This is a genomic window from Micromonospora sp. WMMD734 (genome assembly GCF_049178975.1).
Lineage (GTDB): Bacteria > Actinomycetota > Actinomycetes > Mycobacteriales > Micromonosporaceae > Micromonospora > Micromonospora wenchangensis.
Genome location: NZ_JBMHMK010000001.1, coordinates 6834887 through 6849014, shown reverse-complemented (window position 1 = coordinate 6849014; position 14128 = coordinate 6834887). Strand labels below are relative to the sequence as shown.

Annotated in this window: 10 protein-coding genes; 5 read left to right on the top strand and 5 right to left on the bottom strand. The window is 76.2% G+C overall.

Going from position 1 to position 14128, the window contains the following annotated elements:
• The first annotated feature begins 39 nt into the window (after positions 1 to 39).
• Positions 40 to 1275: a type VII secretion protein EccE gene (locus tag ACN267_RS29930; protein WP_421490157.1), complete on the top strand. Its 1236-nt coding sequence runs from the start codon at positions 40 to 42 to the stop codon at positions 1273 to 1275.
• On the top strand, positions 1272 to 2381 hold the full coding sequence (locus tag ACN267_RS29925) for a hypothetical protein (protein ID WP_421490156.1): 1110 nt from the start codon (positions 1272 to 1274) through the stop codon (positions 2379 to 2381). Before ACN267_RS29930 ends, ACN267_RS29925 begins: the two co-directional genes overlap by 4 nt.
• On the opposite strand, the gene ACN267_RS29920 is transcribed toward ACN267_RS29925, so the two are convergent.
• A complete protein-coding gene (locus tag ACN267_RS29920; protein WP_421490155.1) occupies positions 2332 to 3090 on the bottom strand; it encodes a hypothetical protein in 759 nt (252 codons plus the stop codon). The two genes, ACN267_RS29925 and ACN267_RS29920, sit on opposite strands and share 50 nt — an antisense overlap.
• Positions 3091 to 3349: 259 nt before the next feature.
• Positions 3350 to 7297 carry a type VII secretion protein EccCa gene (eccCa, locus tag ACN267_RS29915; protein ID WP_421490154.1) on the bottom strand — a complete coding sequence of 1316 codons (3948 nt, stop codon included), beginning with the start codon at positions 7295 to 7297 and terminating at the stop codon, positions 3350 to 3352.
• A gap of 217 nt (positions 7298 to 7514) precedes the next feature.
• Here eccCa and eccD point away from each other — a divergent pair, with 217 nt between their 5' ends.
• Together eccD and eccB are read left to right on the top strand one after the other, a co-directional pair.
• Positions 7515 to 8891 carry a type VII secretion integral membrane protein EccD gene (eccD, locus tag ACN267_RS29910; RefSeq protein ID WP_421490153.1) on the top strand — a complete coding sequence of 459 codons (1377 nt, stop codon included), beginning with the start codon at positions 7515 to 7517 and terminating at the stop codon, positions 8889 to 8891.
• A 7-nt stretch (positions 8892 to 8898) separates the two neighbouring features.
• Complete coding sequence (gene eccB, locus ACN267_RS29905) at positions 8899 to 10293, top strand: type VII secretion protein EccB (protein WP_421490152.1); 1395 nt, start codon at positions 8899 to 8901, stop codon at positions 10291 to 10293.
• 25 nt (positions 10294 to 10318) lie between these two features.
• Here the strand turns inward: eccB and ACN267_RS29900 are convergent, their stop codons facing one another.
• The 3 genes from ACN267_RS29900 to ACN267_RS29890 are packed head-to-tail and all read right to left on the bottom strand — an operon-like array spanning position 10319 to position 13522.
• Positions 10319 to 11590, bottom strand: a complete 1272-nt coding sequence (locus tag ACN267_RS29900; protein WP_421490151.1) for a S8 family serine peptidase — start codon at positions 11588 to 11590, stop codon at positions 10319 to 10321.
• Positions 11591 to 11609: 19 nt separating this feature from the next.
• On the bottom strand, positions 11610 to 12590 hold the full coding sequence (locus tag ACN267_RS29895) for an SMI1/KNR4 family protein (protein WP_307821104.1): 981 nt from the start codon (positions 12588 to 12590) through the stop codon (positions 11610 to 11612).
• On the bottom strand, positions 12587 to 13522 hold the full coding sequence (locus tag ACN267_RS29890; protein WP_421490150.1) for an SseB family protein: 936 nt from the start codon (positions 13520 to 13522) through the stop codon (positions 12587 to 12589). Before ACN267_RS29890 ends, ACN267_RS29895 begins: the two co-directional genes overlap by 4 nt.
• A 128-nt stretch (positions 13523 to 13650) precedes the next feature.
• Here ACN267_RS29890 and ACN267_RS29885 point away from each other — a divergent pair, with 128 nt between their 5' ends.
• The gene (locus ACN267_RS29885; protein ID WP_421490149.1) at positions 13651 to 14121 is read left to right on the top strand and encodes a hypothetical protein; all 471 of its coding nucleotides are present in this window, start codon (positions 13651 to 13653) and stop codon (positions 14119 to 14121) included.
• The last annotated feature ends 7 nt before the right edge of the window (positions 14122 to 14128 follow it).

The following is a 14128-nucleotide window of genomic DNA, read 5'->3' as shown; positions in this document are numbered from 1 at the left end:
GGGCCAACACGGGTCGATGCGTCTGGGGGGCAGCCGGAGATGACCGGAGCACCACGGCCGGCACGCGCCACACTCCGGCCGGACGACCCCGCCGCCCGCGTGCACCTGGCACCCCGCCGCCGGCCCGGCCGGATCGGCGAACTGCACGTGCTGCAACTGCTCCTGCTGGAGGCGGTGCTGCTCGGCGTCCTCGCCAGTGGACTGTTCGGGATGCCGGTGCTGGTCGTCGCCGCGCTGTGCGGCGTACTCCTGCTGACCGTGGTGTTCCTGCGCTCGCGGGGCCGCTGGTGGCTGGAGCGGCGGGCCCTGGTCCGGCAGCAGCGGCGACGGGCCGCCGCGCCGGTCCCGGTCGCCGCCGACCCGGGATTGGACGCCCTGCAACGACTCGCGCCCGGCCTGTCGGTGGGCACCGTGGCGATGGCCGACGGCACCCGGATCGGGGTGGCCCGCGACGACGCCGGCTGGTTCGCGGTGGCCGCCGTCGACGGCTCCGGGCCGACCGGCGACGCGCCGGCCGGCCTGCCGCTGGACGTGCTGGCCACCGCGCTGGCCGAGTCCGGCCAGCCGGGCACCGTGCTCCAGGTGGTGACCAGCACCGTGCCGGCCGGCGGTCCGACCGGCGACCCGACGGCCCCCGCCCGGGAGTCCTACCGGCAGTTGCTGGCCGACCTCGGCGGCACCCCCGTCCCGGCCGGGCGGGCGACCTGGGTGGCGGTCCGGCTGGACGCCCGCGCGCTCGCCGAGGCGGTCGGCGACTACGCGGTCGACCTGGGCGTCGCCCCCTCGGTGGTGGCCGCGCTGGCCCGCCAGACCGGCAGGTCGCTGCGCCGCAGCGGGGTCGAACACCGGCTGTTGGACGCGCACGGCCTGCTCGCCGCCGTCGGCCGGTCCTGCGGCTTCACCCCCGGCCTCCCGGCCGGTGCCGCCGGAGTGCGTGAGGAGTGGTCGGCGTGGCACTGCGGCCCGATCGCGCACCGCTCGTTCTGGATCCGCCGCTGGCCGCCCGTCGACCGGGCGGCGGCCATGCTCGGCTGGCTGGAGACCCTGCCGGCGTCGCTGGTGACGGTGTCGTTGACGGTGGCCACGAACGGGCCGGGTGAGGATCTCGACCTGCGCGGCCTGGTCCGGGTGACCGGGCCGGCGGAGCTGCTGCCGCAGCTGTGCGGGCCGGCGGTCGACGGGGTACGACAGGCCGGCGGGGAACTCTTCCCGCTCGACGGCGAACACGGCCCGGCGGTGTACGCGTCGGCACCGACGGGAGGTGGCGCGGGATGACCGGCCCTGGTGACGAACGGCGTACGGCGGTGCCGGCCACCTTCGGCACCTCCCCCGACCAGCCGGCCGGACCGTACCGCGACCCGGTGGGTGGGCCGTACCCGCAGGGGCCGGCGGTGGCCGGGGGGCACCCGGGCGGGGCGGTCGCCTCGGCCGCCGTACCGCCGCCGGTGGCCGCACCACCGGTCACCGCGCCGCCTGTCGGCACGGACGCGCCGGTGCTGGGCACGTCCCGCACCCGGGTCGACGCGGACGCCGACGCGACAGGCGTCGCCGCCGTGACCGCGCTGGCCACCGCCGACCCGCTGACCCGGGCCCTGGCCAGTCCGCTGGCCGCCCCGGAGAGCCATCCGTCCGCTCCCCCCGGCCCACCGCCGGCCCACCTCCCCGGGGTCGGCGACGCCTCCGGTCGGGGCGGGCCGTCCGGTCGGCTGCCCCGGCTGCGGATCGGCACCCACGCGGTCTCCCCGGCGGCGCTCGCCCGGCTCAGCCCGAGCCCGCTCCCGGCCGGTCTGGTGCTCGGCGCGGACCGCCGTCGGGCGGCGGTCACGATCCGGTTGTTCCGCCCGGAACCGACCCGGGTCGTCCTGGTCGGCGGGGTGTGGGCGGGTCAGCTCGTCGCCTTCCGGGCGCTGGCCCTCGGTGCCCGGGTCGTCGTGGTCACCGCCGACCCGACCACCTGGACCGGGTTCGGCCCGGCGGCGCTCGGCCGGGCCGCCGACCGGGTCGAGGTACGCGTCGACGGCCGCCCGGTGCCCGCCGCCGGCACCGCCGGGCAGCCCACCCTGATCGTGCGCGACCTACCGCCGCACGCGCCCGGATCGACCATCCCGGGCCCGTGGCAGGCCGAGCTGACCGTGCTGCGGCGGCTCGATGCCGGCACCGCCCCCGCCCTGCGCGACAGCGACCTCTGCGTGCTGCAACGGCTCTCCGCCGACGAGTCCGTGACCGCGCAGCAGGCGCTGCGGCTGCCCCCGGACAGCGGCCGGTTCCTGCGGGTGATGGCCGACGACATGCTCACCCTGGTCGGCGGCGGCGCGGACCGGCACCTGTGGATCAGTCAGACCCCGGTCGAGCAGCACCTGCTGGGCGTGCCGCGGCGCTGACGAGCAGCCGCGCGAGGCGCTTCTTCCGGCCGTTCTCGCGGACGATCCAGGCCACGTCGCCGTCGTCGACGGCGGCCAGCGCCCGGAACGCCGGCAGGCCACCGGCCGGATCGGCGGCCACGGCGACACTCCAGCAGTAGCCCAACGCCTGACGCAGGGCCCGGACGTCGTCGTCGCGACGCTTGTCGGCCGGCAGCGCGGCCAGGCCCGCCGTCGCCCGTTCGCACAGGGCGACGGCGCGGGCGGCGGCCTCCCGGGTGGCGAGCAGGCGCGGTTCACACACGGCCGCGACGGCCGCCCGCCGGACCAGCGGGTGCGGGTCCCCGACCCAGGTCGTGCCGAGGTCGAGCAGGCGCGGCAGGTCGGCGTCGCCGAGCCGCTGCAACGCCAGGGCCACCGCCTCGCGTACCCGCCAGCGGGGGTCGGTCGCGTGCTCGTGCAGGCGCGCCTCGATCCGGGTCCGAGTGCGGGCCGGCGGGCCGGCGGCCAGCAGCCGACCGAGGCCCAGCACACCGCAGAAGACCAGGTACTCGTCGTCGGTGGCGAGCAGGCTGTCGAACGTGTCGGGCCCGCCCTCGTCGGCGACGGCCTGGGCGAGTTCGAGGTTGGCGCGCGGCCCCGGCAACCCCGAACGCTCCCGCAGGTACGCCGGCCAGCGCGCCGGGCCGGCCGCCCGCAACTCGGCCCGGTACTGGTCACGGCGGCTCACCAGCGCAGCGTAACCCGCCTGATTCCCACGCGGAGTCGCCCCGACACGCGGACCCTCGGGTGGGCAGGTCCCGCCCGTCACCCAAACCACTCGTGGTGCTGGGATCCGATGCGAAGGCAAAGCTGAGACGAATGCACGAGAGGCCCGCATCAGCGGGCCTCAAGGCGGGCGCGGGAGCCCGGCGGGCGTCCTGCACCATCCAGGCTAGCAGGCAGTTCCGGTCCTCGGGAGCAGAACCGACCGTCGGACCGACGGCCCGCTACGTCGGGGGCACCAGCGGGAGCTGGACCAGTTGGGCACCGTGCCGGCGGGTGAACAGCCAGCCCCGGCCGGGCGGCAGCCGCTGCGGCTTGACGGTGCCGAACAGCGCGCCCTCCTCACGCGGACCGGACATCATGATGCCCGGGGAGGCGAGTTCCCTGATCCGCCCGATCACCGGGTCGAACATGGCCCGCCCGGCACCGCCGATCCGTCGGGTCAGCACCAGGTGCAGGCCGATGTCGCGGGCCTGCGGCAGGTACTCCAGCAGCGGCGCGAGCGGGTTGACCGCCGCCCCGGCCACCAGGTCGTAGTCGTCGACCAGCAGGTAGACTTCCGGACCCTTCCACCAGCTCCGGTCGCGTAGCTGCTCGGCGGTGACGTCCCGCCCCGGCAACCGCTCCCCCATCACCGTGGCCACCTGCTTGACCAGGTCGGCGGTGACCTGCGGGGAGGTGCCGTAACCGATCAGGTGCTCGGACTCCACCGCGCCGAGCAGGCTGCGCCGGAAGTCGACCAGGATGATCCGGGCCGCCGCCGGGTCGTTGCCCTCGACGATGCCGCGGGCCAGCCCGCGCAGGAACGTGCTCTTGCCGCACTCCACGTCCCCGAAGAGCAGCAGGTGCGGTTCGGCGGTGAAGTCGAGGCGTACCGGCTGGAGGTCGGTCTCGGCGATGCCGATCGGGATCAGGCCGCCCTGCGCGGCGGGCAGCGCCGCGTAGGGCAGCTCGGCGGGGAGCAGCCGGACGGCCGGGGCACCCGCCGACGTCCAGTGCTGCTGCACCCGCTTGACCAGGTCGGCCAGCGCGTCCGGCAGGTCGTCGACCACCGGCCGGCCGTCGAGGCGGGGCAGGCCGGCGAGGAAGTGCAGGCCGTCAGGGGTCAACCCGTGGCCGTGCTGTTCCGGCACGTTCACCGCGGCCCGCCGGTTGATCACCGAGTCGGCCGGCTCGCCGAGGCGCAGCTCCACCTTCGCACCGAACATGTCCCGCACCGCGGGCCGGACGTCCATCCACCTGTTGGTGGCGGCCAGGAGGTGGATGCCGTAGCCGAGACCCCGGTTCGCCAGCTCGGTGACCAGGGGCTCCAGGTCCTCGAACTCGGCCCGCAGCGCCGCCCAGCCGTCCACCACCAGGAACACGTCACCGAACGGGTCCTCGGGGAACCGGCCCTCGCGGCGGGCCCGCCGGTAGGCCGCCGCACCCTCCACCGCGTGCGCGGTGAACAACGCGTCCCGGGCCTGCATCAGCCCGTGCAGCTCGGCGATGGTGCGGCGGACCTTGTCCACCTCGCGCCGGCTGGCCACCCCGCCGACGTGCGGCAGGCCGGCCAGCGCGGCCAGGGTGCCGCCGCCGAAGTCGAGGCAGTAGAACTGCGCCTCGCGCGGGGTGTTGCCCAGGGCCAGGCTGGTGACCAGGGTACGCAGCAGGTTGCTCTTGCCGGTCTGCGGCGCACCCACCACCATCACGTTGCCGGCCGCCCCGGCCAGGTCCAACCAGAGCGGGTCGCGGCGCTGCTCCAACGGCTTGTCGACGATGCCGGCCACGCCGTGCAGCGCGCCGTGCCGGTCCTCGGCGGCGATGGTCAGGCCGCGCACCGGGGACACCTGCACCGGTGGCAGCAGCGCGTCGAGGGTCGGCGGCTCCTCCAGCGGCGGCAACCAGACCTGGTGGGCGGCCGGCCCGCGCCCCTGCATCCGGGCCACCAGCACGTCGAGCAGGCTCTCCCCGACGTGCTCGTCGACCGGGGCCTGCGTCGGCTCGTCGGGCGCGTCGTCGGTGGCCAGCGGGACGTAGTCGGTGGTGTAGTCGCGGACCGGGTCGATCAGCCGGCCGCCGACGGTGGGCACCCCGCCGTGCTGCCGGACCGCCCCCGAGACGTACGCGGCCTTGAACCGGACCAGCCCCTCGGTGCCGGCCTTGAGGTAGCCGTGCCCCGGTGAGCGGGGCAGCTCGTAGGCGTCGGCCACCCCGAGCACCGCCCGGGACTCCATCGAGGAGAACGTGCGCAACCCGAGCCGGTACGACAGGTGCGTCTCCAGGCCGCGCAGCCGCCCCTCCTCCAGCCGCTGCGAGGCCAGCAGCAGGTGCATGCCCAGCGACCGGCCCACCCGGCCGATCTGCACGAACATGTCGATGAAGTCCGGTCGGGCGCTGAGCAGCTCGCTGAACTCGTCCACCACGATCAGCAGGCTGGGCAGCGGGGCGAGCGGCACCCCGGCCGCGCGGGCCCGCTCGTAGTCGCGCTGCGAGGCGTAGTTGCCGGCCCGGCGCAGCAACTCCTGCCGGCGGGTGATCTCACCCTGGATCGCGCCGAGCATCCGGTCGACCAGGAACAGCTCGTCGGCCAGGTTGGTGATCACCGCGCTGGTGTGCGGCAGCCGGTCCAGCGCGGCGAACGTCGCGCCGCCCTTGAAGTCGACGAGCACCAGGTTGAGGATCTCCGGGCTGTGCGTGACGGTCAGCGCCAGCACCAGCGTCCGCAGCAGCTCGCTCTTGCCGGAGCCGGTCGCGCCGACGAGCAGCCCGTGCGGGCCCATCCCCTCCTGCGCTGACTCCTTGAGATCCAGCTCGATCGGCCGGCCGTTCTCGTTGACCCCGATCGGCACCCGCAGCCGGCTGCGGTTGGGCCGGCTGCCCCAGGCGTCGGCCAGGTCCAGTTCGTACGGGTCGCCGAGGCCGAGCAGGTCGGCCAGGCCCAGGTCGGTGGCGACGGCCGGCTGGTCGGCGTACGAGGCGGCGGAGAGCCGCAGCGGCGACAGCTCCCGGGCCAGCACCTCGGCCCGCGCCGGGTCGAGCGTGTCGGCCCGACCGACCCGGGTGGCACCGTCCATCGTGGTGCCCGAGATGGTGCCGTCGTCGGCGACGTCGAGCACCACCGAGGTCTCGTCGAGCAGGCGCGGCGGCCGGCCGGTGAGGTCGAGCAGGGTCACCCCGGCGACGCCGCCCTCGGTCAGCAGGTGGTCGGAGCCGGCGACCTGCCCACCGTCGACCACCACCAGCACGTACGGCGTGACCGCCGCCGTCGCCGTCGGGTCGAAGCGGGGCCGGTTGGCCAGCACGTCGACGAGCATCGCCTCCAGCGCCACCACGGTCGGGGCGAACAGCCGGATCGGGCCCACCGCGTCCAGCTTGGTCGGATGCTGGGCGTGCGGCAGCCACTTCGCCCACTCCCAGCCGGCCCGCCGGTCCGGGTCGACGCAGAGCGCGACCAGCAGGTCGTCGGGGGCGTGGAAGGTGGTCAGCTGGGCCACCACCGCGCGGACCAGCCCCCGTACGGCGTCGTCGGCACCGCGCAGGTAGACGTGGGAGAAGTCGCGCAGGGCGATCGCCACCGGCAGGTCGGGCACCACCGAGTAGGTGGCGACGAACCGGCGCAGCGCCACCGCGCACAGCGGCTCCAACTCGTCCACCGGGCGGGTCTGCGGTGGGATCAGCGGGGTGGCGACCTCCTGCGGGCCGAGCCCGATGCGGACCACGCTGAAGTCGGCGTCACCCCGGCGACGTTCCCACAGCCGGCCACTGGTCACCGTGGACCAGAGCGAGTCCGGGTCGGGGTGCCGGTAGTGGATGGCCTCCCGCTGCTGGCGTACGGTCGCGCGGACCTGGGCGCGTAGCTGGGCGAGACGGCGCATGTACTGCCGGCGGGCCTCGATCATCTCGCGTTTGCCGGGCCCGGTCTGGTTGACCGCCATTACGGCGATCATGCCGAGGATGGAGATCCCGTACATGCCACCGACCACATAGGTCATCACGCCGCCGCGCTGCATGCCCATCATCAGGCCCATCGCCGCGGCACCCGCCGCCATCGGCAGGATCATCAACATCCGGGTCCAGCCCCGGCCACCGGCAGCCGGCACCTCGGGCGGCGGGTCGAGGAGCACCTCACCGGTCGGCAGCGGGGGCGCCGGCCGGCGGGGTGGACGCTTGACGACCACCAACGACGACATCTCCCCCGTACCTCCCACCACCTAGGTCTCCGGCGGCCCACTCTATCGACCGGTCGCCCCTGGCAGGGACCGCCGTCCGCGCTCGGACGGCCACCCGGCGGGCGGTGCGACCGTGCTACCTTGACCGCCGCGGCGGGCCCAGCAGACGCCGCGCGAACGCGTGGCACACGGGGAGGTGACCAGCGTGACGGCCCCGGGCGGTCTCAGTCTGGCCAGGGTGACCATCGCCGCTCCCCAGCGGCGGATGGACGTGGCGTTGCCCAACGGCATGCTCGTCGGGGAACTCCTGCCGCACCTGCTCCGGCACGCCGGGGAGGGCCTCGGCGACGCCGGCGAACAGCAGGGCGGGTGGGTGTTGCGCCGGGCCACCGGCACCCTGTTGGAGGCCACCCGCAACCTCGCCGTGCAGGGCGTCCGCGACGGCGAGCTGCTGCACCTCACGCCCGGCCGCGACGAGTGGCCCGAGCTGGCGTACGACGACGTGGTCGAGGTGATCGCCAGCGGCGCGCGGCGCACCGGTCGATCCTGGAGCGACGACGCGACCCGGCGGGCCGGGCTGGCGGTCACCGCCGCCCTGCTCGGGTTCGGACTGGTCGCGTTGACCGCGGTCGGCGCGCCGTGGCGTACCCCGGGGCTGCTGGCGCTGGGGGTCGCGGCGTTGCTGGCGGTCGTCGGCCCGGTGCTGTCGCGGGCCGTGCCCGACGCCACCGCCGGGGCCGTGGTGGCCGCCGCCGGCCTGCCCTACGCGCTGCTCGGCGGGGCGCTGCTCGGCGCACCGGACGACGCCCGGCTGGTCGACCTGGGGGCACCGAGCCTGCTGCTCGGTTCCGCCGCGCTGCTGGTCTTCGGCATCGTCGGCTACGCGGCGGTCGGTGGGGTGCAGCGGCTGTTCATGGCCGGGGCGGCGGCCGGGCTCACCGGCGTGCTGGCCGCGCTGCTCTGCTACGGCGGGGTCTCCCCCGCCGGCTCGGCGGCGGCGACGCTGACCACGGTGATCGGGCTGCTGCCCGGCTATCCGCTGATCGCCGGCTGGTTGGGCAGGCTGCCGGTGCCGGAACTGCCCGACCGGCCGGAGGAGATCCTCAAGGACCGGCCGGTGCCCGAGCGGGCGAAGGTCTTCGTGACCGTTGCGCGGGCCACCGAACTGCTCACCGGGATGCTGCTGTCCGCCTCGGTCTGCGGCGCGCTGGCCATCGCGTTCCTGCTGACCGCTGACCGTACCCCGGCCGGCGCGCTGCTGGCGCTCTGCGGTGCCGGCGCGCTGCTGCTGCGGGGGCGGCTCTTCCCCACCGCCGCGCAGCGGGTGCCGCTGCTGGTCAGCGGCCTGCTGGGGTTGTCGGCGCTGGCGGTCGCCGCGCTGCTGGGCACCGCACCGGGTGGTGGCCGGGTGCTCGTCTGGCTCGGGGTGGTCGCCGCGGCGGCGCTGACGCTGGTCGCCGGGCTGGTCTACAGTCGACGCCGGCCGTCGCCCTACCTGGGTCGGGCCGCCGACCTCGCCGACGTGCTCGCCATCATGGCGCTGATCCCACTGGCCTGCGCGGTCATCGGCCTGTTCGGGGCGATCCGGGGGATGTTCGCCTCGATCGGCGGGTGAGACGACGATGACGACGCGACGGGACCAGCTCCAGTCGTACCAGTTCATGACCCAGCGGGTGATGTCCGCGTTCGTGATGCGCGAGACCGACCCGCAGCAGTCGCCGCTGCGCCGGGGCATCGGCGCGCTCTTCGGCGGGCTGATGGTCGCCGTCCTGGTCGCCGCCGGGGTCGGCATCTACGGGCTGCTCACCAAGGTCGGCGGGAACAGTTGGCGGCAGCCCGGCGCGGTGGTGGTCGAGAAGGAGAGCGGCGCGACCTACATCTACCTGGATGGCCGGCTGCACCCGACGCTCAACTACGCGTCGGCGCTGCTGGCCGCCGGCCGCCCCGGCACCCCGGTGGTACGCGTCTCCGCCAGCACCCTCGGCACGGTGCCGCGCGGGGTGACGATGGGCATCCCGAACGCGCCCGCCTCGCTGCCGGCGGCGAACCGGCGGGCCGGTCTGCCGTGGACGGTCTGCTCCACCCCGACGACCGACGACACCGGCCGCACCACCGACACGGTGACCCTGGCGTTGGCCGCCCGGCCGGCCGGTGGGCAGGGCGTCGGCGACGACGGGCTGCTCGTCAAGGACGCCACGCTGGGCATGAACTACCTGGTCTGGCACGGCCGCCGGCACCTGGTGCAGGGTTCCCGGGTGGTCGTGCCCGCGCTGTTCGGGGCGGTCACCCCGACCCCGGTCGGCACCGCCTGGCTGAACGCGCTGCCCGCCGGGGTGGACCTCGCCGCGCTGCCCGTCGCCGACCGGGGGGACCCGTCCCGGGAGGTGTCCGGGCGGCGCAACGGCGACGTGCTGGTCACCCAGACCGCTTCCGGCCCGCAGCACTACCTGGTGCTCGCCGACGGGGTCGCCCCGATCACCCCGGTGCAGCAGGCCATCCAGACCGGCCAGTCGGGGCGGCAACCCGTCCCGGTCGCCGTCTCCGACGTCACGTCGCTGCCCAAGAGCCAGCGGGTCCCCCGCCCGCCGGACCGGGGCCAGCCGCCCGCCACCCCGCCGAAGCTGCTCGGCCCCGAGCCGGGGCAGCAGATCTGCGCCGCCACCGCCGACGCCGGCACCCCGCCGGAGTTGACCGTGGGCGGCACCCTGCCCGACGCGGACCGGGCCGCGCCGACCGGTTCCGTCTCCCCCGACGGCATCCCGCTGGCCGACCGGATCGCCGCCCCCGCCGGCCGGGTCACCGTGCTGCGCCTGCTCGGCAGCCCCGGCGCGTACAGCATCGTCACCGACCTGGGCATCCGCTACCCGGTGCCGTCCGCCGAGGCGTTGCGCCTGCTCGGCTACCCGGCCCAGGGGGCGCTGACGGTGCCGCCGAGCCTGACCATGCTGGTCCCGACCGGCCCCACCCTGGACCCGCTGGCCGCGGTCCGACCCGCGCCGATCACCACCGGCGGCTGACCGCCGACCGTCCGCCGTGATGGGGTCAGCGGCCGGGTGTCGGATCGTCGAAGAGCTGCACCGGCGGGCCGGGTTCGGTCGGCGGCGTCGACCGGGCGGGTGCCGGCGCGACGGCCGCCCGCCACCGGCGACGCCGCACCCGGGGCAGGGTCAGCGCGACGGCGCACACCACCAGCACGGTGGCCAGGGCGAGCGCGGCACCGGCCAGGGCGATCCGTCGGCTCTCCCGGACCGCCGGGTCGGGCCGGTCGTCGGCGGGCCGGAACCGGGGCAGCGGGGCCGGCCGGGCCTGCGGCAGCAACTGGTCGTTGACCGCCCCGTACGGGTTGACCGTGCCGTGGCCGTACTCGGTGCGGTCGGCACCGGGGACCGCCGTCACGGTCAACAGCCTGACCAGTTCGCTGCGCGGCGTTCCGGACCGTTTGGCGAGGGTCAGCGCCCCCGCACCGGCCACGAACCCGCAGGCCAGTGCGGTGCCGTCGGCGGCCTCGACCAGTCCGGTACCGCGCTGGGTGGTGGTCACCGCCACGCCCGGCGCGACCAGGTCCAGGTACGGCCCGTACTGCGACTTCGGCCAGCGCCGCCCGTCCGGGCCGATCGCCCCGACGGCGAGCACCTCCGGGTAGCCGGCCGGATAGGACACCGGGTTGCCGTCGGAGCCCCGGTCACCGCTGGCCGCCACCACCAGGACGCCCCGGTCGACGGCCCGCCGCACCGACGTCCGCAGGGTCGCGGCGTCCCGGTCGGCGGCCACGGTCACCGCGACCACCCGGGCACCCCGGTCGACCGCCCAGTCGATGCCCCGGGCGAGCACCGCCGGGTCGACCGGGGCGGCCCCGAACGCCAGGTCGTCGACCACCCGTACCGGCAGCACCCGGGCGCTCGGCGCGAGGCCCGCGAACGGCGACCCGTCGGCCTGCCGGGCGACGATCAGCCCGGCCACCCGGGTGCCCTGCCCGGTGCAGTCGGTGTCGGCCGGGCCGCTGCCCCGGACCGCGTCGAAGCCGCTGCCGACCCGCCCCCGCAACTGCGGGTGGTCGGCGTCCACCCCGGAGCCGAGCACCGCGACGGTGATCCCGGCCCCCTGGCTGAACGGCCACACCTGCTCCGGGGCGAGCACCTGCTGCGCCCAGGACGGCGTGCCGACCTGCCCACCGGCCGGCGCGCACGCCGGTGCCGCCGGGGCGGGCCGCACCGGGCCGGCCAGGGTCGCGGCGACGAGCCCGACGACGAGCCCGCCCGCCGCCTGACGCACCAGGCCGGCCGCCGTCATCCGCCGTCGCCGGTATCCCGTCATGTGTTCCTCCGTCCCCGTCTCACGCTGCGGGCCGGCGGCGGGCGGGCGGCAGCGCCGACCCGGTCCGCCCGTCGTCGACCCGACCGACCAGGCCGCCGGTCACCGCGCCGACGGCCAGGTCACGCAGCGACCCGGGCACCGCCCGCAGGTCGTGCCAGAAGACGCCGAAGCTGTCGGCGCAGCGGTGCAGCAGCCGGTCGCCCACGTCGGCGGCGGTGTCGTCGTCGCGGGCCCGGGGATCGTCGTCGTCCCAGTACCAGACCGACCCCTCGTCGCCGCCGGCGACCCGCACGGCGAGCAGGCCGCCCTGCACGTGCCCGACGGCCAGCCAGTCGGCGGTGAACCGGTCGGTGAACCAGGCGTTGGCGTGGCACAGGTCCTGCATCCAGTCGGCCCGTGCCACCCCGAACAGCGGCTGGTCGACCACGAACCCGAACCGGGGGTGCACGGCCGGCCAGTCCGGCCAGCCGCCGTTGGTGCGGGCCAGGAAGTCCCGGTAGCCGGCCGGGAGGGCGAAGCCGAGCCGCTGCTCGACGCGGGTCACCGCCTGCGGGGTGAGCCGTTGCGCGAACCGCAGCGGCGGCGGGGTGACGGAGTCCACCGGCAGGCCGCGTCGGCGGTGGTCGGCGTCGCCGGTGCTCACCCCGCCCAGGTGCCGCAGCGCCGCGTGCAGTTCCGCCGGCACCAGCGCGAGCCGCCGGCTGCGCGGCAGGTGCGCCCAGACCCACCCCGCCGGGGTACGTCCCGACGCCTGCGGATCGGCCGGGTCGGGCACCGCCAGGTTGGCGGTGAGCACGTCCAGCACCCGGGCCTCGTCCACCCCGATGCCGGGCGGCAGCGGCGGCAGCTCGACCACCGCCCGCGCGTACGGCGTCCAGTCGGGAAAGCCGTACGGGTCGACCGGCACGCCCTGCCGGTAGCGGACCCGCAGCATCGGCGCGACCGGGTGGGCCACCCCGAAGGCGTACCGGGCTGCGGGGATCGGCCCGCCCCCGCTCACCGGTCCCCCCCGTCCGGGCCGGGGACGGTCTCGTCGGGGGTGGGCCAGAGCAGCAGGAACGGGACCTGGTCGGCGGGGACGGTGACACCGGCCGGGGAGTCCGGGTCGACGGCCAGGGCGTGCCCCGGCGGCCAGACGGTGAGCAGGGCGGCAAGCGTCGCCCGCAGGCTCGGCGTGCCGTCCGGGTAGGCCCGCGCGAAACGTTCCGGGGCGGTGAACACCTCGATCACCGGCGACTCCCCCGCGCCGACCGCCCGCCACGGAAAATCCGGGTCGACCAGCCGGGCCGGGTCGGACACCGGGGCGGCGGTGGGGAGCACCACCAGCGCGTCGAGCAGCGCGTCCAGGTAGCCGACGGAGTCACCGCGCTCGGCCGCGTCCCGCAACAGCACGGCGGTGTCCGGCCCGTCCGCCGGACCGGGGGCGGGGGCCGGTGGGGCGAACCCGGCGGCCGGGTCGTCCGGCCCGTCGGCGGTTGCGGCGGCGATCTCGTCGTCGGCCGCCGCCTCGGCCAGCTCGGTGAGCAGTTCCGCCCCGGCGGGCACGGTCAGCTCGCCGGCCGCCGCCGCCCGGACCGCCTCCACCGGCAGGTACGCGTCCAGCGGGGTGCCCGGGTTGACCGCCAGCCGCCAGCCGGCCACCGGCCACCGTTCGCACAGCTCGTCGTACCCGGTCACGGTGTACGCGTCGGCGACCCCGGCGACCTGCGGCACCATCGCCTCCAGCGAGGTGAACACGGGCAGGAACGGCGCTCCGAAGAGGTCCATCGTGACGAACCGCTGGCCGCCGTCGGCCGGGTCGTCGTCGCGCACCTGCGGCAGGAACAGCTCGGCCCGGGTGAGGATGCGGAAGAACCCGGTGCGGTCGTCGTCGCGGGCCGCGCGCAGCAACGCCCGTTCGGTGTCGTTGGCCGGCTGCCACGACTCGTCCACGACGGGTCTCCCTCCCTGCCCGGTGTCGACCTGAGCCTAGCGATGTCCCGGCGGCGGGCGGGACCCGCAACGGGCGCACGCTAGGCTACGGGCCGGTCGCCGTCCGCCCACGTTCCGCAGGAGGTTCCATGCGACGTGTCGTCGCGGTCGCCGCCCTGGCCGCCACTGTGGCCGGTTGTTCCGCCGGTCCGTCACCCGCCCCGGCACCGGCCCCGGTGGACCACGTGGTTACGCTCACCGTCGAGGTGGTCGGCGGCGGGGGTGGGCTGTTCGGGATGGCGGTCACCTGGGGACACAGCGGGGTGGAGACACAGTCCGCCACCAGCCTGGCCTGGGCCTGGTCCCACGCGGTGACGCTGCGTTATCCGGACGTCGAACGGGTGTGGGTGTCGGCGACGCCGCAGGTCCGCCCGGGGGTCGACGAACGGTTGGCGTACGCCGGCGGGCCCCCGACGTTGCACTGCACGATCCTGTTCGGCGACCGGCTCGTGCAGGACCAGAGCAGCATCTCCCCGACGTGCGAGGCGAACCTGGCGGCCAGCCCACCGGCCGGCCGGACCCCCGCCCCCGGGCAGCGGTCGGGTGGCACCGCCGACTGACCGCGGC